Here is a 19,442-nt window from a genome sequence, read left to right on the forward strand (position 1 = left end):
ATTTGCTTTACCTCAGTTAAAGACAAAACCGCCGTTGACCGGAATCAGCTGGCCGGTGATAAACCGCGACAGATCGCTTAACAGCCAGACCACGCTGCCGGTGACGTCTTCCGGCTGCTGCGCCCCGGTGAGCGCCCGGCCGTTTTCGTAAAGCTGATGCCGCTCTGCAGGGACATATTCCGTCGCTTCGACGCGGGTTAAGCCCGGGGCGATGGCGTTAATACGAATGCGTTTTTCACCCAGCTCACGTGCCATTGAACGGGTCATGGCAATCACGGCGCCCTTGCTGGCCACGTAGGCCATCAGACGCGGCGCGCCCCACAGCGCGGTATCGGAAGCCACATTGACAATGGCTGCCCCTTCGCGCAGCAGCAGTACCGCATCCCGGGTAACCAGCCAGGTGCCTTTAACGTTAACGCTCATCACCCGGTCCCACAGATCCGGATCGTAATCAAGCATGTCCTTGCCGCCGACCCCGGTCGCCATCGCCGCGTTATTGACCAGACCGTCGATCGGTCCCTGTTTGCCAATGGTGCTGAACACCCGCGAAATGGAGAGCGGATCGGCCAGATCGATAACGTGTGATTCAATCGCATAGCCCTTCTCACTTAAGCCATGCGCGCTTTCAGCCAGCTCGCCCTGAAGGATGTCGCACATCACCACCGCCGCGCCCTGCTCTGCGCAGGCTTTCGCGAAATGAAAGCCCAGCCCACGCGCGGCACCGGTCACCACGATGCGTTTCCCGTTCAGCAGCCCATTCATCAGGCGGCTCCCTGCTGAGCTTCACGCGCCGCCAGCTGCTCTTTCGCCGCTTTTTGCATCATGCGGCGCAGGCGCGAGAGGCCCACATCATGCTGGTAAAGGTATTCGTGTTCCCGTGCATCTGGCGCCATGCTCTCCAGCACCACGCGGTCCTGCTCAAGGACTTCCCAGTGCAGTTTTTCCAGACGGTTACGGTACATGAAACGCCACATATCACGCTGCCAGCCCTGCACGCGGCGGATACGCCAGAAGAAGACGCGGCAGTTATCGTTATCTTCCGGCACCACCATGCCAACAATGAAGAAGTGACCGCCCGGCCCGAAACGCTTCTTATAAGGAATGGACAAACGCATCCAGTAGGTGCCGCTGTTGCCCAGCTCAACCCAGTCGAAGTTGACGCCGCTCTGGCCTTTTTTCTCGAAGATAAACCCGGTTTTCGTTGGCTGCAGAACCATATCCGCTTTGCGATCCCCTTCAGCCATGGAGTGCGACGAAGAGTGCAGATAGGTGCCGTGCATCGGGTCCATCACGTTTTCCAGTGCGTACTGGTAATTGCATTTCCACGCGGCGGTGCAGAGAAAATTGCTGTAGGCGTCGGTGTCAGCCAGTTCGTCCGGGAAGCTCAGTTCGTCGGGTTGCTGATCGGCGGTAACGCCAAACCAAAGGAAGATGGCCCCGTGCACTTCCTGCACGTTGTAGCTGCGCACACACTGCTGGCCGACCAGCGGACATTTATCCACCGCAGGCACATCCTTCACTTCGCCGTTGCCCGCCACTTCCACGCCGTGATACCAGCAGGCGATACGATCGCCCAGATTCCAGCCCATCGACAGACGCGCGCCACGGTGCGGACAGCGATCTTCCAGCGCCTGCACCTGGCCATCTTTGTTGCGCCAGACCACAATCTGTTCGCCCAGACGGGTGATCCCCACGGGCGCAGACTGAACTTCCCAGCTGGCCAGCACCGGGTACCAGAGGCCGCGCAGACCTTTATCAAGATAGTTTTGTACGGTAGTCGTCATCGCATTGCCCTCAGTAGCCGTTAACCTGTAAGAAAGCCTGGAAGCTGGCATCGCTCCATGGCTCGCCCTGCTGATCGTGCATACGTACCGCGTTCAGCCCGTTGACCAGTTCCGGCACGGTTTCAGCCCCCTGTTCGAAAAGGTCTTCCAGCGTGGAAATAAGCGTGATTTCCCAGTTTTCCGGTACGCGGCTGCGGGTCTGCCAGATCAGGTTCTGGTAATCACCGGGCTTATGGATGGCGCCGTTACCGCCCTCAGCCGGAGGGGTAAACTGACGGCTTTCCGGCAGCGCCGGGTTGAAGTTCAGACTTTCGCTCATGCCACTGTCTCCTCGACGAAGGTAATCTGGATCTGGTTTTCAAATACCCGAACCGGGTAACGATTGAGGTTACGTCCGCCAGGGCCGTGCAGGCACTGTCCGGTTTTGACATCGAAAACCGCCTCATGCAGCGGACATTCCACTTTACCGTCCTCGACGAAACCCTGACTCAGCAGCGCGTAAGCGTGCGGGCATACGTCTTCCAGCGCGAAATATTCGCCATCAATCAAATAAACGCCGATCTCTTTGCCCTCGACGTTACCGCTAAAAGGGAAATCTTCCTGTACTTGTTCTGCGTCACATACGCCTATCCAGCTCATCACGATCCTCCAGGCTTTTGTTTCATATATGAAACTCTGTTTCTTATTTAATACGGTCAATATAAAAGCGATGAATGTTTCGTCAAGCGCGAATGTGACGAATTTGTTAATCAGTCGAGGTTTAATTAGCTAAGTGTGCAAGCGATCACGAAAAAATGCAGCGATATGAAATTTTCATTATTCAGGCGTGAATGAATACATTTTTTTGATGATCTTTTATTTTTTAAAATAGAGATTGACTTCTTTTCTTTTTATTCCTTAAAAATTATATACGCGCATACCTATGGCGTTTCACCTGTGAAACTTTTATTTAATTTATCTCATTAAAACAAAGAGTTTCACAGGTGAATCATTTTAGTTACGTGACAATAACGTTCATAAAAAATATAAACAGACAGCACAATTAAGGCGGGTTAAATGACGGCAAGATGGCAAGGCACGGTGGCACTTCTGGTGCTCATTATTATTTCCTACGTTGACCGAGTAAATATCTCGGTGATGATTTTAAACCCTGAATTTGCCGAACATTTTCAGCTAAATGAAAACAGAATGTTACAAGGAATGCTCATGACCTGCTTTTTGCTGGGTTATGGTTTTTCCGCTTTACTATTGACCCCAGTTATCGAAAGCAAATTACATTACCGACAGGGATTGTTAACCAGCATTGCGATATGGGCCGTGGTCTGCGCCATCTCGCCACTGCTGGGGTCGTTGATGGGCATGCTCATCGCCCGACTGATTTTGGGCATTGCCGAAGGCCCACTCTTTTCACTGAAAACACGCTTTATCAGCGATAACTTTAGCGCCGGGGAAATTGGTAAGCCCAACGCCGTTACCGCGCTGGGCGTTTCACTGGGGCTGGCGGTAGGCTTTCCGCTGATCACCTGGCTGATGGCACACCTTGGCTGGGCGGGCTCATTTTATGCCCTCGCGGCGATCAATCTGGCGCTGGGTGGAGGGTTAATCTGGCGTTTCCTGCCGGCCCCTCAACATACGGAAAAGCGCCGAACGTCCGGGTTTGTGCAGACCTTTACGCTTGCCTGGCAGACGCCGCTTCTGGGCTGGATCCTGCTGGTTGAAATCGCCACGCTGAGTTATCTCTGGGGCAGCAGCGCCTGGCTTCCGGCCTGGCTGCGCGATGAACACCACTTCTCCCTGCACGCGACCGGCTTTCTCGCGGCTATCCCCTTCCTGCTGAGTCTTGGCTCAAAGTTTCTGGGCGGTGTGCTGCTCGACAAAATGCGCCCGGACCAGGCACCGCTGCTGTTTGTGGTGGGCGGGATCTTAACGGCGAGTTCCGTCGTCATGCTGATGCTGAGCCACCAGCCCGGCTGGCTGGCGCTGTTTATGCTCTCTGCCAATATTTTCTGGGGACTTCAGGGGGCCGCCATTCCGGCGGTTATCCAGCATCATGCGGCGCGGGAAGCCGTTGGCAGTGCCTACGGGATCATCAACGGGATTGGGAATATTTGCGCGGCGTTTATTCCGCTGCTGATGGGGATGGTGATGAAATCGGTGGGTTCAGTCAGCTCAGGTTTTTCGGTGCTGGTCGTCTCGCAGGTTATCACCCTGCTGGCAGGAGGCATGTTGCTGCTGCGCATGCGTCGCGCAGCAGCAATCCGGGCGTAAGGCTTATTCGCCTTTTTTCGCGGCCTGGATGTAGAGCATTTCCAGCGCGAGGGTGGCCGCTGCCAGAGCAGTGATCTCTGACTGGTCGTAAGCCGGAGCCACTTCCACCACGTCCATACCCACGATGTTCAGATCCTTCAGGCCGCGCACCAGTTTGATGGCGCGGTCAGAGGTCAGGCCGCCGATCACCGGCGTGCCGGTGCCCGGGGCAAACGCCGGATCCAGGCAGTCGATATCGAAGGTCAGGTAAACCGGCATATCGCCGACAATCTGTTTTACCTGAGCGATGATGTCATCCACGCCGCGATCGTTCACCTGGCCGGCATCCAGCACGGTGAAGCCATTATCTTTATCAAACTCGGTACGAATACCAATCTGCACAGAGTGGTTTGGATCGATCAGACCTTCGTTTGGCGCGGTGAAGAACATGGTGCCATGGTCGAATTCACAGCCGTTCGCATAGGTGTCGGTATGGGCATCAAAATGCACCAGCGCCATCTTACCGAAGTGCTTCGCGTGAGCACGCAGCAGCGGCAGCGTGACGAAGTGGTCACCCCCGAAGGAGAGCATGCGTTTACCGGCAGCCAGCAGTTTTTCGGCATGGGCCTGCAGTTTTTCACTCATCTCGCGCGCGTCGCCAAAGGCGTACACCAGGTCACCGCAGTCAACCACGTTCAGGCGCTCGCGCATGTCGAAGTTCCACGGGAAGCGGTTGTGCTCCCAGGCCAGGTTAGTGGAAACCTGACGAATAGCTGCCGGACCATGACGGCCACCAGCACGGCCTGACGTGGCCATATCAAACGGCACGCCGGTGATCACCCAGTCAGCGTCACTGTCGTACGGCTGGAAGTTCATCGGGAGACGTAAAAAACCAAACGCGTTAGATACCAGAGAGTTATCGTACTGATGGCCTAAAGTGCTCATGTCCTGACCTCTTTAAAGTCGATACATTAAAAACAGATGAAAAAAAATCCCCTCCGCGTCGTTAAACCCGACGAGGAAGGGATTGATTCGTAAATCGCTTATTGGGGCGAATTATCGCCGCTAATTCATACGGGTTCAAGTGAGTATAGGCGAGGGTATTGCCCCTTGCCCTCACGCCGCCCCTCTCCAACAGAGAGAGGCAGGTTTACTTACTCGTCTTCCAGATAGGTGTATCCGTAAAGACCCGCTTCAAACTCTTCCAGGAACTGCTGCTGCAGCGCGTCGTCCAGACCGGTATTTTTCACCTGGTCACGGAACTGGGTCAGCAGCTTTTTCGGATCCAGCTGAACGTATTCGAGCATATCCGCCACGGTGTCCCCTTCGTCGGACAGCTCAACTTCTACGCTGCCGTCAGGGAAGACAAACACGTCAACCGCTTCGGTGTCACCGAACAGGTTATGCATGTTGCCGAGGATCTCCTGATAAGCACCGACCATGAAGAAGCCCAGCATCGGCGGGTTCTCCGGATCGTACTCTGGCATAGGCATCGTGGTCGCGATACCGTCGCCGTCGACGTAGTGATCGATAGCACCGTCGGAGTCGCAGGTGATGTCCAGCAGCACCGCACGACGTTCCGGGGCGTGGTTCAGCCCTTCCAGCGGCAGAACCGGGAACAGCTGATCGATACCCCAGGCATCCGGCATCGACTGGAACAGCGAGAAGTTGACGTACATTTTGTCCGCCATGCGCTCCTGCAGTTCGTCAATAATCGGACGGTGAGCACGGTTGCTCGGGTCCAGCTGCTGCTGTACGTCGTGGCACATGTTCAGATAAAGCTGCTCAGCCCATGCGCGTTCCTGCAGGCTGAACGTGCCCGATGAATACCCCACATGAATATCATGCAGATCCATCTGGCTGTCGTGCAGCCACTCGCGCAGCGAACGGCGGGTACCCGGCTCGTGCATCTCCTGCCAGGTCTCCCACATGCTTTGCAGCGCACGAGGCGCGTCCTCAGCCGGTGGGGTTACCTCGGAAATTTCACTGCGTTCAACGCCGATAATGTTCGATACCAGCACGGTATGGTGTGCGGTAACCGCGCGACCAGACTCGGTGATCACCGTTGGATGCGGCAGGCCGTGCTCTTCACAGGCATCGCCAATCGCCCAGATGATGTTATTGGCATATTCGTTCAGGCCGTAGTTCACGGAGCAGTCGGACTGCGAGCGGGTACCTTCATAATCCACGCCCAGACCACCGCCCACGTCGAAGCACTGAATGTTTACGCCAAGCTTGTGCAGCTCAACGTAAAAACGTGCTGATTCGCGTACGCCGGTGGCGATGTCGCGAATGTTGGCCATCTGCGAGCCGAGGTGGAAGTGCAACAGCTGAATGCTGTCCAGACGACCACGCTCACGCAGAATCTCAACCAGCTGCAGAACCTGGGTCGCCGCGAGACCAAATTTGGATTTTTCGCCGCCTGAGGACTGCCACTTACCGGACCCCTGCGACGCCAGACGCGCACGCACGCCCAGACGCGGGATAACGTTCAGACGCTCCGCCTCTTCCAGCACGATAGCGATCTCTGTCATCTTCTCGATTACCAGATAGACCTTGTGGCCCATCTTTTCGCCAATCAGCGCCAGACGAATGTATTCACGGTCTTTATAACCGTTACAGACGATCACCGAACGGGTCATGCCAGCATGTGCCAGCACGGCCATCAGCTCCGCTTTGGAACCCGCTTCCAGGCCCAGCGGTTCACCGGAGTGGATCAGGGATTCAATCACGCGGCGGTGCTGGTTCACCTTGATAGGGTAAACCAGGAAGTAATCGCCTTTATAGCCGTAAGATTCACGCGCGCGTTTAAACGCGGCGTTAATGGAACGCAGACGATGTTGCAGGATCTGCGGGAAGCAGAACAGTGCAGGCAAACGCTGGCCCTGCGCCTCGCGTGCTTTCACCAGTTTGGCGAGATCCACGCGCGCTTCAGGAACGTCAGGATCCGGGCAAACGCTGATATGGCCCAGTTCGTTGACGTCGTAGTAGTTATTGCCCCACCAGGCAATATTGTAAGTGCGCAGCATCTTGCTGGCTTCCTGGGAGCTCATCGCAACCTCCTGCATGGAACGTAGTACACCCTGTTCGCCCGCTGACGAAGGCGAAAGCGAAGACATGTCGTCAGACATAGCGAACCTCAACTCTTTGTATTAAGTGTAAAACAGTTGACTACTATCGCAGCGTTATACGGCGATAACAACCCATAAACGGATCCATTTCCCAGCAGACTATGCTGAAAACCAGACCGTGCGACCGGTTTCATATTCATATCATTGTAAACACGTGTCCGAACTTAATTATGACAACGTTCGGCGAAACCACGAGAAAACTCTTGTCTTAACAAGAGCGCCCTTGTTCAGTTTTCACAAAGCGTGACCGGCCCTGGAATCCTGAGAAGCCCCGAGATGGGTATAACATCGGCAGGTTTGCAGATTAGAAATGCGGGTTGCGGGAATCAAGTACGCGCCAGAACGGCTGCGCTGAATTAGCGGAAAACACTGGTTCATTATCTCGTATCACCTCCACGGCCGCTCCTGCTGAAACGGACCACAAGCCAAAGCTAAAAGTTCACTGCTTAACCCGGCTGGAAGTGGCGACACGATGAGTTCATCGAGCGCTTATTGGTATGAGCCGCGCGCCGCGTTTTATACCGAGAACAGGGGTAAATTGCAAAAGATAAATGCGCGGGTTGCCAGCGCCGTCAGGAAAAATTTCCAGCAGCGAATTCAACTCAGTGAGAGGTTAGTCAAAAAAAACTGGAAATCGGGCGAAGAACTGACCTAAAATAGCCATCCAGATGTTAATCCATCCATACTGATTAACACTCAGACTGCCAGTGTCATTAACCTGCAGGCCTTGGTAGAATTATCTCCTTTGGCTATTCCACACAGCAGCTTGAGCTAAACAAATTCCTTTTAGGTGAAATAAAACATGGCAAAACACCTGTTTACGTCCGAGTCCGTATCAGAAGGACATCCAGATAAAATTGCTGACCAAATCTCCGATGCGGTGCTTGATGCGATCCTGACGCAGGATCCAAAAGCGCGCGTCGCGTGTGAAACCTACGTCAAAACCGGCATGGTTCTGGTTGGCGGTGAGATCACCACCAGCGCATGGGTGGATATTGAAGAGATCACCCGTAACACGGTTCGTGAGATCGGTTATGTCCATTCTGATATGGGCTTTGATGCCAACTCTTGCGCGGTACTGAGCGCAATTGGCAAACAGTCTCCGGACATCAACCAGGGCGTTGACCGTGCCGATCCGCTGGAACAGGGCGCGGGCGACCAGGGCCTGATGTTTGGTTATGCAACCAACGAAACTGACGTGCTGATGCCAGCGCCAGTGACCTACGCACACCGTCTGGTGCAGCGTCAGGCTGAAGTGCGCAAGAATGGCACCCTGCCGTGGCTGCGTCCTGATGCGAAAAGCCAGGTGACCTTCCAGTACGACGACGGCAAAATCGTCGGTATTGACGCGGTCGTTCTGTCTACTCAGCATTCCGAAGAGATCGACCAGAAATCCCTGCAGGAAGCAGTGATGGAAGAGATCATCAAGCCGGTTCTGCCAACTGAATGGCTGAGTTCCGCAACCAAATACTTCATCAACCCAACCGGACGCTTTGTTATCGGCGGCCCAATGGGTGACTGCGGTCTGACCGGCCGTAAAATCATCGTTGATACCTACGGCGGCATGGCGCGTCACGGTGGCGGTGCCTTCTCCGGTAAAGACCCGTCTAAAGTTGACCGTTCTGCTGCGTACGCTGCGCGTTATGTTGCGAAAAACATCGTTGCTGCTGGCCTGGCTGACCGCTGTGAGATTCAGGTTTCCTACGCTATCGGCGTGGCTGAACCGACCTCCATCATGGTTGAAACCTTTGGTACCGAGAAAGTGCCATCCGAGCAACTGACGCTGCTGGTGCGCGAGTTCTTTGACCTGCGCCCATACGGTCTGATTCAGATGCTGGATCTGCTGCACCCAATCTACAAAGAAACCGCTGCATACGGTCACTTTGGTCGTGAACATTTCCCATGGGAAAAAACCGACAAAGCCGCTCTGCTGCGTGAAGCTGCTGGTCTGAAATAATCGACTGACAGCGAATGTTAAAAAAGGCCAGCCTCGTGCTGGCCTTTTACTTTTGTCAGCCAGATAGCCTGACATTGCGTTTTGCGTGAAACCGATTACACCCCACCCGATATACCTCGCTTTCAGAATAATCTCTTTGCATGATCGCATGTCTTATGCTGTTACATTTCCTTTCAGTTAAGTCTGAAATTCATTCAAACGCGATGCACATCAACTAATTTACCTCTATATTTTCAAAGCTTTAATTTTATTTACGGTTGCACACCAGTGTAACCGATTACACCAATGTGATTTATCTCACATATTTATACGGGTTGCTCACTTACCCTTAACATCGATAAAACTGATAACCCAACTGGAGGGCATAATGCCTGACAATAAAAAACAGGGGCGTACGTCCAATAAGGCGATGACATTTTTCGTCTGCTTCCTCGCCGCCCTGGCAGGATTACTTTTTGGCCTGGACATTGGCGTGATTGCTGGTGCGTTACCCTTTATCACTGAAGAGTTCCAGATAAGCGCTCACACCCAGGAGTGGGTAGTAAGTTCCATGATGTTTGGTGCGGCCGTGGGTGCCGTGGGCAGCGGCTGGCTCTCTTTCAGGCTGGGCCGCAAAAAGAGCCTGATGATCGGTGCAATCCTGTTTGTTGCAGGTTCGCTCTTCTCAGCAGCGGCTCCAAACGTTGAGGTATTGCTGCTTTCTCGCGTGCTGCTTGGTCTGGCCGTGGGTGTGGCATCGTATACCGCCCCACTCTATCTCTCTGAAATCGCACCCGAGAAAATCCGTGGCAGTATGATTTCGATGTACCAGCTGATGATCACCATCGGCATCCTCGGGGCTTACCTTTCCGATACCGCCTTCAGCTACAGCGGCGCATGGCGCTGGATGCTTGGCGTGATCATTATCCCTGCCATTCTGCTGCTGATTGGCGTTTTCTTCCTGCCGGACAGCCCACGCTGGTTTGCAGCGAAGCGTCGTTTCGTCGATGCCGAACGCGTGCTGCTGCGACTGCGCGATACCAGCGCGGAAGCGAAAAACGAACTGGAAGAGATCCGCGAGAGCCTGAAGGTAAAACAGTCAGGCTGGGCGCTGTTTAAAGAGAACAGCAACTTCCGTCGTGCGGTATTCCTGGGCGTGCTCCTGCAGGTGATGCAGCAGTTCACCGGGATGAACGTCATCATGTACTACGCGCCAAAAATCTTTGAACTGGCGGGGTATACCAATACCACCGAGCAGATGTGGGGGACCGTCATCGTTGGGTTGACCAACGTTCTGGCGACCTTTATTGCTATCGGTCTGGTGGACCGCTGGGGCCGTAAGCCAACCCTGACGCTGGGCTTCCTGGTGATGGCCGCCGGTATGGGTGTTCTCGGCACGATGATGCACGTGGGGATTCACTCTCCAACCGCCCAGTATTTCGCTGTGGGCATGCTGCTGATGTTTATCGTCGGGTTTGCGATGAGCGCCGGTCCGCTGATTTGGGTGCTGTGCTCTGAAATCCAGCCGTTGAAAGGGCGTGATTTCGGTATCACCTGCTCCACCGCGACCAACTGGATTGCCAACATGATTGTGGGTGCGACGTTCCTGACCATGCTCAATACGCTGGGCAACGCGAACACCTTCTGGGTATACTCCGGCCTGAACATCTTCTTTATTGTTCTGACGCTGTGGCTGGTTCCTGAAACCAAACACGTGTCACTGGAACATATTGAACGTAACCTGATGAAAGGTCGTCCACTGCGCGAGATTGGCGCACACGACTAATTCTCTGGCGGGAGGTGCCTCTTGCACCTCCCCGCTTCGCGCTTTATGCTCTGCCCCTATGAAAGCACCCCGTCTCCCCATCGCCCTTCAGCAAGCCGTTATGCGCAGCCTGCGGGAAAAACTCGCCCAGGCCAACCTGAAACTCGGCCGGAATTACCCTGAGCCGAAACTCGTCTACCAACAACGTGGCACGGCGGCGGGCACGGCGTGGCTCGAATCCTATGAGATCCGTCTGAACCCGGTGCTGATGCTGGAAAATCAGCAGGCGTTTATTGAGGAAGTGGTGCCGCACGAGCTGGCGCACCTGCTGGTATGGAAACACTTTGGCCGCGTGGCACCCCACGGCAAAGAGTGGAAGTGGATGATGGAAGCCGTGCTGGGCGTTCCGGCACGCAGAACCCATCAGTTTGAACTTGAGTCGGTACGCCGCAATACCTTCCCCTACCGCTGCCAGTGTCAGCAGCATCAGCTTACCGTCCGCCGTCATAATCGCGTGGTGCGCGGCGAGGCCACCTACCGTTGCGTCAAATGTGGTGAACCGCTGGTCGCGGAATAACCAACTGAACTTTCAGGAACTTTCCTGATCTGACTGATTGCATACAGGAACAACATTCGTTACGTTGCGGGCTCGTTTTGACACGGAGTGTAAGATGTCCCGTAATTTTTCTCTCGCGGTCGCTTTTCTGGCGACAGCACTCTCCGGCCAGGCTCTGGCCGACGGTATTAACAGTTTCTCCCAGGCAAAAGCGGCAGGCGTAAAGGTCAACGCGGATGTTCCCGGTGATTTTTATTGCGGCTGTAAGATTAACTGGCAGGGTAAAAAAGGGATCGTTGATCTCGAATCCTGCGGCTATAAAGTGCGTAAGAATGAAAACCGCGCCAGCCGCATCGAGTGGGAACACGTGGTGCCGGCATGGCAGTTTGGCCACCAGCGTCAGTGCTGGCAGGATGGCGGTCGTAAAAATTGCGTCAAAGATCCGGTCTATCGCCAGATGGAAAGCGATATGCACAACCTGCAACCCGCGGTTGGCGAGGTGAATGGCGATCGCGGCAACTTTATGTACAGCCAGTGGAACGGCGGAGAGGGTCAGTACGGCCAGTGCGGCATGAAAGTTGATTTTAAAGAGAAAGTCGCTGAGCCCCCGGCCCGCGCGCGCGGCAGTATCGCCCGCACCTATTTCTATATGCGTGACCGTTACGACCTCAACCTTTCCCGCCAGCAGACGCAGCTGTTCAACGCATGGGACAAGCAATATCCGGTGACGGAATGGGAATGCCAGCGTGACGCGCGCATCGCGAAAGTTCAGGGTAATCACAACCCTTACGTCCAGCGGGCTTGCCAGGCGCAAAAGAGCTAACCTACACTAGCGGCAATTCGCTTACACCGCATGACATATGGAATTTCTGACTATGCGCATCCCTCGCATCTACCACCCTGAGCTGATTACCGTCGGCCGCGAAATTGCCCTCTCTGACGATGCCGCCAACCATGTTGGTCGCGTACTGCGCATGGGAGCAGGGCAAGCTATTCAGCTGTTTGATGGTTCGAATCAGGTTTTCGACGCGGAAATTACGCGTGCTGATAAAAAAAGCGTGCATGTAACGATATTGCGCGGCGAAGTGGATGACCGTGAATCTCCGCTGCACATACACCTGGGACAGGTGATGTCGCGCGGAGAAAAGATGGAATTCACCATCCAGAAATCCATTGAACTGGGTGTAAGCCTCATTACGCCACTTTTTTCTGAGCGCTGTGGCGTTAAACTGGATGCGGAACGTCTGAATAAAAAGATCCAGCAGTGGCAGAAAATTGCCATTGCTGCCTGTGAACAGAGTGGCCGCAACCGTATTCCGGAGATCCGCCCGGCGATGGATCTGGAGGACTGGTGTGCTGAAGAGGAAAGCGGGCTGAAGCTCAATCTCCATCCACGCGCCAGCGCCAGCATCAATACGCTGCCGCTACCCGTTGAACGTGTTCGCCTGCTGATTGGTCCGGAAGGCGGCTTGTCCGCTGACGAAATTGCCATGACGGCGCGTTACCAGTTTACTGATATTCTGTTGGGACCTCGCGTTCTGCGTACTGAGACAACGGCACTCACAGCCATTACCGCGCTACAGGTGCGTTTTGGCGATCTGGGTTAACGCTAAGCCTGAGCCCTCAGGCTTTTAACGGAGATGAAAATGATCAAGCTCGGCATCGTGATGGATCCCATCGCAAACATTAACATCAAGAAAGATTCCAGCTTCGCGATGCTGCTGGAAGCGCAGCGTCGCGGCTATGAACTCCACTACATGGAGATGAACGATCTTTACCTGATCAACGGTGAAGCCCGCGCATGCACCCGCATCGTTAACGTCGAGCAGAATTACGACAAATGGTATGAATTCGGCACCGAGCAGGATATTGCCCTTGCCGACCTCAATGTCATTCTGATGCGTAAAGATCCTCCGTTCGACACCGAATACATCTACTGCACCTATATCCTTGAGCGCGCGGAAGAGAAAGGAACGCTGATCGTCAACAAACCGCAGAGCCTGCGCGACTGTAACGAGAAGCTCTACACTGCATGGTTCTCTGACCTGACGCCTGAAACGCTGGTGACCCGCAACAAGGCACAGCTGAAAGCGTTCTGGCAGAAACACGGCGACATCATCATGAAACCGCTGGACGGCATGGGTGGCGCATCTATTTTCCGCGTGAAGGAGAGCGACCCGAATATTGGGGTGATTGCCGAAACGCTGACCGAGCTGGGCACGCGTTACTGCATGGCACAAAACTACCTCCCGGCCATTAAAGATGGCGATAAACGCGTTCTGGTGGTGGATGGTGAACCGGTGCCGTATTGCCTCGCGCGTATCCCGCAGGGCGGCGAAACCCGCGGTAACCTGGCGGCCGGTGGCCGCGGTGAGCCGCGCCCGTTAAGTGAAAGCGACTGGGAAATTGCCCGCCGCGTTGGCCCGACACTGAAAGCCAAGGGCCTGATTTTTGTCGGCCTGGATATCATCGGCGATCGTCTGACCGAAGTGAACGTGACCAGCCCAACCTGTATTCGTGAAATCGAAGCGGAATTCCCGATTTCGATCACCGGAATGCTGATGGACGCCATCGAGAAACGTTTACAGAAATAACCTTTCAATACTATTAGTGACAGCACCCCGGTTTGTCCGCATACTGGGGCTGTCGCTTTTTAAACCAGGAAACAGTACCTCTGACAATGAATTTACAGCATCACTTTCTTATTGCCATGCCTGCTCTCCAGGATCCGATTTTTCGCCGCGCCGTGGTTTATATTTGTGAATACAATGAAGACGGCGCGATGGGCATTATCATCAACAAACCGCTGGAAAACCTGCAGGTTGAAGGGATTCTGGACAAGCTGAAAATTTCGGCTGAAGAGCGTCTGCCGGAAATCAGGCTTGATAAACCGGTGATGCTGGGCGGGCCACTCGCAGAGGATCGCGGTTTTATCCTGCATACGCCGCCGGTCTTCTCTTCCAGTATTCGCATCTCTGACAACACCGTCATTACGACCTCTCGCGACGTACTCGAAACGCTGGGTACCGCTGAGCAGCCGTCGGAAGTGCTGGTGGCGCTGGGCTACTCCTCCTGGGAGAAAGGCCAGCTTGAGCAAGAGATCCTCGATAACGCCTGGCTGACCGCGCCTGCGGACATGAACATTCTGTTTAAAACCCCTATTGCCGATCGCTGGCGTGACGCCGCAAAACTGATCGGCATTGATATCCTGACTATGCCTGGCGTAGCGGGGCATGCCTGATGAGCGGAACACTTCTGGCCTTCGATTTTGGCACCAAAAGCATAGGCGTCGCCGTGGGTCAGCGAATCACGGGTACCGCACGTCCACTCACGGCCCTGAAGGCCAGTGACGGCACACCGGACTGGAACCTCATCGAGCGCCTGCTAAAAGAGTGGCAGCCGGATGACGTCATCGTTGGGTTACCGCTGAACATGGATGGCACTGAACAACCGCTTACCGCCCGAGCGCGTAAGTTCGCCAATAAAATCCATGGCCGCTTTGGCGTCTCCGTGAAGCTCCACGACGAGCGTCTGAGCACCGTTGAAGCACGTGCAGGTCTTTTTGAACACGGCGGCTTCAGGGCTCTCAACAAAGGCAGCGTTGACTCCGCGTCTGCTGTCATCATTCTCGAAAGCTATTTCGAACAGGGTTATTGAGCGCCGGGGCCTGGAGTTGCCCCTGCGCCCGTCTTTCAGCCAGGCTCTGGTCAAAGTTCTGCATCCCCGCCTGCTGGCCGGTTTGAATAATACCGGGCAATTGCCACGTTTTTCCTTCGCGAATGAGATTCGCCGCCGCCGGAGTATTCACCAGCAGCTCATAAAGCGCCACGCGCCCGCCCTGCGCATCGGGGAGGAGCTTTTGCGCCAGCACCGCCCGCAGGCTGCCGGCCAGCTGATTGCGCACCGGATCTTTCTCCTGCGCCGGAAACGTATCGACCAGCCGCTCAATCGCCTGCGCTGCCCCGCGGGTATGCAGTGTCGCGAGCACCAGATGTCCGGTTTCTGCCGCCGTCAGCGCGAGGCGGATTGTTTCACTGTCGCGCAGCTCACCCAGCAGTATGACATCAGGATCCTGGCGTAACGCCCCGCGCAGCGCGTCGGCAAATGACGGGCTGTGTTGGCCAATCTCGCGCTGCTGGATCAGGCACCGTTCGCTCTGGTACAGAAACTCCACCGGGTCTTCGAGCGTCAGAATATGCCCGTCAGTATGGTGATTAAGAAAATCCACCATCGCTGCCAGCGTAGTGGACTTACCGCTGCCGGTTGCCCCGGTGACCAGAATTAGCCCGTTGTCACTGGATAACAGCTCAGGAACAACCCGGGGCACCCCCAACACGGAGAGTTGCGGGCAGACCCCGGGCAACAGCCGCAGCGTCATTGAGACGCCGCTTGTCTGTTTAAACGCGCTTCCGCGCAGGCGCTGATTGCCCGCCAGGGTAACGGCAAAATCCACCTGCCCGTTCGCCCACCACGTTCCCTGCTGTTCATCGTTGAGCCACGCTTTTAATAGCGTATCGACTTCGGGCGGCGGAAACGGCGCGGGTTCAAGACGACCTGATCTGCGCCAGCGCGGTGGCGAATCACTGCACAGGTGTAGATCGGAGACATTATGCTTTACACTAAGGGCCACAATTTCTTCCACATCCATACAATACTCCTCGGAAAATGAACGACATTGCGCACAACCTGGCACAGGTCCGGGACAAAATCTCAGCTGCAGCAACACGTTGCGGCCGTGCTTCAGAAGAAATTACGTTACTTGCAGTGAGTAAAACCAAGCCTGCGAGCGCCATCGCAGATGCGATTGAGGCGGGTCAGCATGCGTTTGGTGAAAACTACGTGCAGGAGGGCGTGGATAAAATTCGCTTCTTCCAGGAACAGGGGAAGACGGATCTGCAATGGCACTTTATTGGCCCCTTGCAGTCGAACAAAAGCCGTCTGGTCGCTGAACATTTCGACTGGTGCCATACCATTGACCGTTTGCGTATTGCTTCGCGCCTGAACGACCAGCGCCCTGAAGCGTTACCGCCGCTGAATGTGCTGATTCAGGTCAACATCAGTGACGAAAACAGCAAGTCCGGTATTGCGCTGGAAGAACTGGATGCGCTGGCAGCAGACGTCGCGGCACTGCCGCGCTTAACCCTGCGCGGGTTGATGGCCATCCCGGCACCGGAGTCAAGTTATGAAAGGCAGTTTGCCGTGGCACAGCAAATGGCTGTAGCATTTGAGGCGCTTAAAGCGCGCTATCAAACGGTAGACACGCTTTCTCTGGGCATGTCGGATGATATGGAAGCCGCCATCGCGGCAGGCAGCACTATGGTGCGCATCGGCACGGCAATTTTCGGTGCGCGCGATTACACCCAATAATAAGGAAACCTGAGGAACGCCATGAAGACGTTGACTTTCCTGCTTTCAACGGTCATTGAGCTGTATACGATGGCGCTGTTACTGCGCGTCTGGATGCAGTGGGCCCGCTGTGATTTTTACAATCCGTTCTCGCAGTTTGTCGTGAAAATCACGCAACCTATCGTAGGACCGCTGCGTCGCGTCATTCCGGCGATGGGCCCCATTGACAGTGCTTCTCTGCTGGTCGCGTTTATTCTGAGCGTTATCAAAGCGATTGTGCTGTTTATGGTTATCACCTTCCAGCCGATAATCTGGATTGCCGCCGTACTGATTCTGATAAAAACCGTCGGTCTGCTGATCTTCTGGGTGCTGCTGGTCATGGCGATCATGAGCTGGGTAAGCCAGGGCCGTAGCCCGGTGGAGTACGCGTTAATTCAGCTGGCTGAACCGCTGCTGCGTCCAATCCGTAACCTGCTTCCGTCTATGGGCGGCATCGATTTCTCTCCGATGATCCTGGTTCTGCTGCTGTACGTCGTGAATATGGGGATCGCTGAGCTGTTACAGTCCACGGGCGATATGCTGCTGCCGGGGCTGTGGATGGCGCTATGAGTGCAGTGAGCACCTGCGCTGACGGGCTGGTTTTACGGCTGTATATTCAGCCGAAAGCCAGCCGTGACAGTATTGTTGGACTGCATGGCGACGAGCTAAAAGTCGCCATCACTGCCCCACCGGTTGATGGCCAGGCGAATGCGCATCTGACCAAATATCTGGCAAAACAGTTTCGTGTCGCCAAAAGCCAGGTGATCATCGAGAAAGGTGAACTTGGGCGGCATAAACAGGTAAAAATTCTCAACCCGCAATCTATCCCGACGGAAGTCGCGGCGCTGACAGAGCAGGATTAAACCATGCAGAAAGTTGTTCTCGCTACCGGTAACGCCGGTAAAGTGCGCGAGCTGGCCTCGCTATTAAATGATTTTGGACTGGATGTCGTTGCACAGACCGAACTGGGTGTGGATTCCGCCGAAGAGACAGGGCTGACGTTTATCGAAAACGCGATCCTGAAAGCGCGCCATGCCGCACAGATTACCGGTTTGCCCGCGATTGCCGACGACTCCGGTCTGGCGGTAGATGCCCTTGGCGGTGCGCCGGGTATCTACTCCGCACGCTATTCAGGTATCGATGCCACCGACCAGCAGAATCTGGAAAAGCTGCTTGTCGCGCTGAAAGACGTGCCAGATGATAAACGCCAGGCTCAGTTCCACTGCGTACTGGTCTATCTGCGTCATGCCGAAGACCCTACGCCAGTCGTCTGCCACGGCAGCTGGCCGGGTGTGATTACCCGTGAAGCGGCAGGCAGTGGTGGCTTTGGCTACGACCCGATTTTCTTTGTCCCGTCTGAGGGCAAAACCGCTGCGGAACTGTCCCGCGAAGAGAAAAGCGCGATTTCCCACCGTGGACGCGCCCTGAAACTGTTACTGGAAGCACTGCGTAATGGCTAATTTGCCGCCTCTGAGTCTTTATATTCACATCCCGTGGTGCGTGCAGAAATGCCCGTACTGCGATTTCAACTCGCACGCGCTGAAAGGTGAAGTGCCGCATGATGACTACGTTGCGCATCTGCTGGCCGACCTGGATGCCGATGTACCTTACGCACAGGGACGTGAAGTTAAGACCATTTTCATTGGTGGCGGTACGCCGAGCCTGCTTTCTGGCCCGGCGATGCAAACGCTGCTGGACGGCGTGCGTGCGCGCCTGAACCTGGCCGCGGATGCTGAAATAACAATGGAAGCCAACCCCGGCACCGTTGAAGCCGACCGTTTTGTCGATTATCAACGTGCAGGCGTGAACCGCATCTCGATTGGTGTACAGAGCTTTAGCGAGCCGAAGCTGAAACGTCTGGGACGCATTCACGGCCCGGAAGAGGCAAAGCGCGCGGCAAACCTGGCCACTGGCTTAGGCCTGCGCAGCTTTAACCTGGATTTGATGCACGGCCTGCCGGACCAGTCGCTGGAGGAAGCGCTGGACGATCTGCGTCAGGCGATCGCGCTTAACCCACCGCATCTCTCCTGGTATCAGCTGACTATTGAGCCAAACACGCTGTTTGGTTCCCGTCCGCCGGTGCTGCCGGATGATGACGCCCTGTGGGATATCTTTGAGCAAGGTCATCAGCTTTTGACCGCGGCAGGTTATCAGCAATACGAAACCTCCGCATACGCGAAGCCGGGTTACCAGTGTCAGCACAACCTGAACTACTGGCGCTTTGGTGATTATCTGGGGATTGGCTGTGGCGCACACGGTAAAATAACCTTCCCTGACGGGCGCATCCTGCGTACCGCCAAAACGCGTCATCCGCGTGGTTACATGGAAGGCCGCTACCTTGAACGTCAGCATGATGTTGAGGCGGCGGATAAACCGTTTGAGTTCTTTATGAACCGCTTCCGCTTGCTGGAACCCGCACCACGTGCGGAGTTTGCGCGTTATACCGGATTGCCGGAAGCCACGATTCGTCCGCAGATTGACGAGGCGCTGGCGCAGGGATATCTCACCGAGTGTGAGGATTACTGGCAGATCACCGAGCACGGCAAACTGTTTTTAAACTCCCTGCTTGAGTTGTTCCTCGCAGAAGATTCCTGAAGGCTGATTCAGGATTTTGCACCCCATTCTGCCGGCTGAGGAA

At 55.1% G+C, this 19,442-nt stretch carries 24 protein-coding genes; 15 read left to right on the plus strand and 9 right to left on the minus strand.

What is annotated here, in order from left to right:
* Positions 1 to 12 precede the first annotated feature (12 nt).
* Genes HV242_RS19395 through HV242_RS19410 form a run of 4 tightly spaced genes read right to left on the minus strand, consistent with a single transcriptional unit; the run spans position 13 to position 2,423 of the window.
* Positions 13 to 762, minus strand: a complete 750-nt coding sequence (locus HV242_RS19395) for an SDR family oxidoreductase (RefSeq protein WP_050737280.1) — start codon at positions 760 to 762, stop codon at positions 13 to 15.
* Entirely contained in the window at positions 762 to 1,784 is a 1,023-nt protein-coding gene (locus HV242_RS19400; protein WP_020883703.1) for an aromatic ring-hydroxylating oxygenase subunit alpha, read from the minus strand. Before HV242_RS19400 ends, HV242_RS19395 begins: the two co-directional genes overlap by 1 nt.
* A gap of 10 nt (positions 1,785 to 1,794) precedes the next feature.
* Entirely contained in the window at positions 1,795 to 2,103 is a 309-nt protein-coding gene (locus HV242_RS19405; RefSeq protein WP_014171555.1) for a recombinase-like helix-turn-helix domain-containing protein, read from the minus strand.
* The gene (locus tag HV242_RS19410; RefSeq protein WP_020883702.1) at positions 2,100 to 2,423 is read right to left on the minus strand and encodes a Rieske (2Fe-2S) protein; all 324 of its coding nucleotides are present in this window, start codon (positions 2,421 to 2,423) and stop codon (positions 2,100 to 2,102) included. The genes HV242_RS19405 and HV242_RS19410 overlap by 4 nt, the downstream gene beginning before the upstream one ends.
* A 417-nt stretch (positions 2,424 to 2,840) precedes the next feature.
* On the opposite strand from HV242_RS19410, the gene HV242_RS19415 reads away from it, so the two are divergent.
* Positions 2,841 to 4,052, plus strand: a complete 1,212-nt coding sequence (locus HV242_RS19415; protein ID WP_050737281.1) for an MFS transporter — start codon at positions 2,841 to 2,843, stop codon at positions 4,050 to 4,052.
* 3 nt (positions 4,053 to 4,055) lie between these two features.
* On the opposite strand, the gene speB is transcribed toward HV242_RS19415, so the two are convergent.
* The 4 genes from speB to HV242_RS24575 form a co-directional block, all read right to left on the minus strand.
* On the minus strand, positions 4,056 to 4,976 hold the full coding sequence (speB, locus tag HV242_RS19420) for an agmatinase (RefSeq protein WP_014071686.1): 921 nt from the start codon (positions 4,974 to 4,976) through the stop codon (positions 4,056 to 4,058).
* A gap of 209 nt (positions 4,977 to 5,185) precedes the next feature.
* Positions 5,186 to 7,162, minus strand: coding sequence for a biosynthetic arginine decarboxylase (speA, locus tag HV242_RS19425; RefSeq protein ID WP_020883700.1), 1,977 nt, complete (start codon positions 7,160 to 7,162; stop codon positions 5,186 to 5,188).
* 8 nt (positions 7,163 to 7,170) lie between these two features.
* Entirely contained in the window at positions 7,171 to 7,302 is a 132-nt protein-coding gene (gene yqgB, locus HV242_RS19430; protein WP_071605459.1) for an acid stress response protein YqgB, read from the minus strand.
* 94 nt (positions 7,303 to 7,396) lie between these two features.
* On the minus strand, positions 7,397 to 7,540 hold the full coding sequence (locus tag HV242_RS24575; RefSeq protein WP_419763464.1) for a hypothetical protein: 144 nt from the start codon (positions 7,538 to 7,540) through the stop codon (positions 7,397 to 7,399).
* 94 nt (positions 7,541 to 7,634) lie between these two features.
* Between HV242_RS24575 and HV242_RS19440 the strand changes: the two genes are divergently transcribed.
* From HV242_RS19440 to ruvX, 9 genes are all read left to right on the plus strand, one after another.
* Positions 7,635 to 7,817, plus strand: coding sequence for a hypothetical protein (locus HV242_RS19440; RefSeq protein WP_025203262.1), 183 nt, complete (start codon positions 7,635 to 7,637; stop codon positions 7,815 to 7,817).
* A gap of 147 nt (positions 7,818 to 7,964) precedes the next feature.
* Positions 7,965 to 9,119, plus strand: a complete 1,155-nt coding sequence (gene metK, locus HV242_RS19445; protein ID WP_014171559.1) for a methionine adenosyltransferase — start codon at positions 7,965 to 7,967, stop codon at positions 9,117 to 9,119.
* A gap of 367 nt (positions 9,120 to 9,486) precedes the next feature.
* Complete coding sequence (gene galP, locus HV242_RS19450) at positions 9,487 to 10,884, plus strand: galactose/proton symporter (protein WP_014171560.1); 1,398 nt, start codon at positions 9,487 to 9,489, stop codon at positions 10,882 to 10,884.
* Positions 10,885 to 10,942: 58 nt separating this feature from the next.
* Positions 10,943 to 11,440, plus strand: coding sequence for a SprT family zinc-dependent metalloprotease (locus tag HV242_RS19455; RefSeq protein WP_032670169.1), 498 nt, complete (start codon positions 10,943 to 10,945; stop codon positions 11,438 to 11,440).
* A gap of 94 nt (positions 11,441 to 11,534) precedes the next feature.
* Positions 11,535 to 12,242, plus strand: a complete 708-nt coding sequence (gene endA, locus HV242_RS19460; RefSeq protein ID WP_050737282.1) for a deoxyribonuclease I — start codon at positions 11,535 to 11,537, stop codon at positions 12,240 to 12,242.
* 52 nt (positions 12,243 to 12,294) lie between these two features.
* On the plus strand, positions 12,295 to 13,026 hold the full coding sequence (gene rsmE, locus HV242_RS19465; RefSeq protein ID WP_020883697.1) for a 16S rRNA (uracil(1498)-N(3))-methyltransferase: 732 nt from the start codon (positions 12,295 to 12,297) through the stop codon (positions 13,024 to 13,026).
* A 39-nt stretch (positions 13,027 to 13,065) separates the two neighbouring features.
* Positions 13,066 to 14,013, plus strand: coding sequence for a glutathione synthase (gene gshB, locus HV242_RS19470; protein ID WP_050737283.1), 948 nt, complete (start codon positions 13,066 to 13,068; stop codon positions 14,011 to 14,013).
* An 86-nt stretch (positions 14,014 to 14,099) separates the two neighbouring features.
* Entirely contained in the window at positions 14,100 to 14,660 is a 561-nt protein-coding gene (locus HV242_RS19475) for a YqgE/AlgH family protein (protein WP_020883695.1), read from the plus strand.
* Complete coding sequence (gene ruvX, locus HV242_RS19480) at positions 14,660 to 15,076, plus strand: Holliday junction resolvase RuvX (protein WP_014171567.1); 417 nt, start codon at positions 14,660 to 14,662, stop codon at positions 15,074 to 15,076. Before HV242_RS19475 ends, ruvX begins: the two co-directional genes overlap by 1 nt.
* On the opposite strand, the gene HV242_RS19485 is transcribed toward ruvX, so the two are convergent.
* On the minus strand, positions 15,042 to 16,067 hold the full coding sequence (locus HV242_RS19485; RefSeq protein ID WP_044865461.1) for a type IV pilus twitching motility protein PilT: 1,026 nt from the start codon (positions 16,065 to 16,067) through the stop codon (positions 15,042 to 15,044). The genes ruvX and HV242_RS19485 overlap by 35 nt on opposite strands.
* Positions 16,068 to 16,084: 17 nt before the next feature.
* Between HV242_RS19485 and HV242_RS19490 the strand changes: the two genes are divergently transcribed.
* Genes HV242_RS19490 through hemW form a run of 5 tightly spaced genes read left to right on the plus strand, consistent with a single transcriptional unit; the run spans position 16,085 to position 19,399 of the window.
* Positions 16,085 to 16,786 carry a YggS family pyridoxal phosphate-dependent enzyme gene (locus HV242_RS19490; RefSeq protein WP_044865459.1) on the plus strand — a complete coding sequence of 234 codons (702 nt, stop codon included), beginning with the start codon at positions 16,085 to 16,087 and terminating at the stop codon, positions 16,784 to 16,786.
* Between the two features lie 21 nt (positions 16,787 to 16,807).
* A complete protein-coding gene (locus HV242_RS19495; RefSeq protein WP_014171570.1) occupies positions 16,808 to 17,374 on the plus strand; it encodes a YggT family protein in 567 nt (188 codons plus the stop codon).
* The gene (gene yggU / locus HV242_RS19500; RefSeq protein ID WP_014885193.1) at positions 17,371 to 17,667 is read left to right on the plus strand and encodes a DUF167 family protein YggU; all 297 of its coding nucleotides are present in this window, start codon (positions 17,371 to 17,373) and stop codon (positions 17,665 to 17,667) included. Before HV242_RS19495 ends, yggU begins: the two co-directional genes overlap by 4 nt.
* A gap of 3 nt (positions 17,668 to 17,670) precedes the next feature.
* Positions 17,671 to 18,264 (plus strand): XTP/dITP diphosphatase, encoded by a 594-nt coding sequence (locus tag HV242_RS19505; protein WP_050737284.1) that lies wholly within the window; start codon positions 17,671 to 17,673, stop codon positions 18,262 to 18,264.
* Positions 18,257 to 19,399 (plus strand): radical SAM family heme chaperone HemW, encoded by a 1,143-nt coding sequence (hemW, locus tag HV242_RS19510; protein WP_063858432.1) that lies wholly within the window; start codon positions 18,257 to 18,259, stop codon positions 19,397 to 19,399. The genes HV242_RS19505 and hemW overlap by 8 nt, the downstream gene beginning before the upstream one ends.
* Positions 19,400 to 19,442 lie beyond the last annotated feature (43 nt).

Origin of the sequence: Enterobacter sp. RHBSTW-00593 (assembly GCF_013784105.1) — a bacterium.
In the GTDB taxonomy this organism is placed as follows: Bacteria; Pseudomonadota; Gammaproteobacteria; order Enterobacterales; family Enterobacteriaceae; genus Enterobacter; species Enterobacter ludwigii.

Coding starts and splice junctions, on each gene's coding strand:
- HV242_RS19395 (WP_050737280.1), bottom strand. CDS start 762: ATGAATGGGCTGCTGAACGGGAAACGCATCGTGGTGACCGGTGCCGCG.
- HV242_RS19400 (WP_020883703.1), bottom strand. CDS start 1,784: ATGACGACTACCGTACAAAACTATCTTGATAAAGGTCTGCGCGGCCTC.
- HV242_RS19405 (WP_014171555.1), bottom strand. CDS start 2,103: ATGAGCGAAAGTCTGAACTTCAACCCGGCGCTGCCGGAAAGCCGTCAG.
- HV242_RS19410 (WP_020883702.1), bottom strand. CDS start 2,423: ATGAGCTGGATAGGCGTATGTGACGCAGAACAAGTACAGGAAGATTTC.
- HV242_RS19415 (WP_050737281.1), top strand. CDS start 2,841: ATGACGGCAAGATGGCAAGGCACGGTGGCACTTCTGGTGCTCATTATT.
- speB (WP_014071686.1), bottom strand. CDS start 4,976: ATGAGCACTTTAGGCCATCAGTACGATAACTCTCTGGTATCTAACGCG.
- speA (WP_020883700.1), bottom strand. CDS start 7,162: ATGTCTGACGACATGTCTTCGCTTTCGCCTTCGTCAGCGGGCGAACAG.
- yqgB (WP_071605459.1), bottom strand. CDS start 7,302: ATGAATATGAAACCGGTCGCACGGTCTGGTTTTCAGCATAGTCTGCTG.
- HV242_RS24575 (WP_419763464.1), bottom strand. CDS start 7,540: ATGAACCAGTGTTTTCCGCTAATTCAGCGCAGCCGTTCTGGCGCGTAC.
- HV242_RS19440 (WP_025203262.1), top strand. CDS start 7,635: ATGAGTTCATCGAGCGCTTATTGGTATGAGCCGCGCGCCGCGTTTTAT.
- metK (WP_014171559.1), top strand. CDS start 7,965: ATGGCAAAACACCTGTTTACGTCCGAGTCCGTATCAGAAGGACATCCA.
- galP (WP_014171560.1), top strand. CDS start 9,487: ATGCCTGACAATAAAAAACAGGGGCGTACGTCCAATAAGGCGATGACA.
- HV242_RS19455 (WP_032670169.1), top strand. CDS start 10,943: ATGAAAGCACCCCGTCTCCCCATCGCCCTTCAGCAAGCCGTTATGCGC.
- endA (WP_050737282.1), top strand. CDS start 11,535: ATGTCCCGTAATTTTTCTCTCGCGGTCGCTTTTCTGGCGACAGCACTC.
- rsmE (WP_020883697.1), top strand. CDS start 12,295: ATGCGCATCCCTCGCATCTACCACCCTGAGCTGATTACCGTCGGCCGC.
- gshB (WP_050737283.1), top strand. CDS start 13,066: ATGATCAAGCTCGGCATCGTGATGGATCCCATCGCAAACATTAACATC.
- HV242_RS19475 (WP_020883695.1), top strand. CDS start 14,100: ATGAATTTACAGCATCACTTTCTTATTGCCATGCCTGCTCTCCAGGAT.
- ruvX (WP_014171567.1), top strand. CDS start 14,660: ATGAGCGGAACACTTCTGGCCTTCGATTTTGGCACCAAAAGCATAGGC.
- HV242_RS19485 (WP_044865461.1), bottom strand. CDS start 16,067: ATGGATGTGGAAGAAATTGTGGCCCTTAGTGTAAAGCATAATGTCTCC.
- HV242_RS19490 (WP_044865459.1), top strand. CDS start 16,085: ATGAACGACATTGCGCACAACCTGGCACAGGTCCGGGACAAAATCTCA.
- HV242_RS19495 (WP_014171570.1), top strand. CDS start 16,808: ATGAAGACGTTGACTTTCCTGCTTTCAACGGTCATTGAGCTGTATACG.
- yggU (WP_014885193.1), top strand. CDS start 17,371: ATGAGTGCAGTGAGCACCTGCGCTGACGGGCTGGTTTTACGGCTGTAT.
- HV242_RS19505 (WP_050737284.1), top strand. CDS start 17,671: ATGCAGAAAGTTGTTCTCGCTACCGGTAACGCCGGTAAAGTGCGCGAG.
- hemW (WP_063858432.1), top strand. CDS start 18,257: ATGGCTAATTTGCCGCCTCTGAGTCTTTATATTCACATCCCGTGGTGC.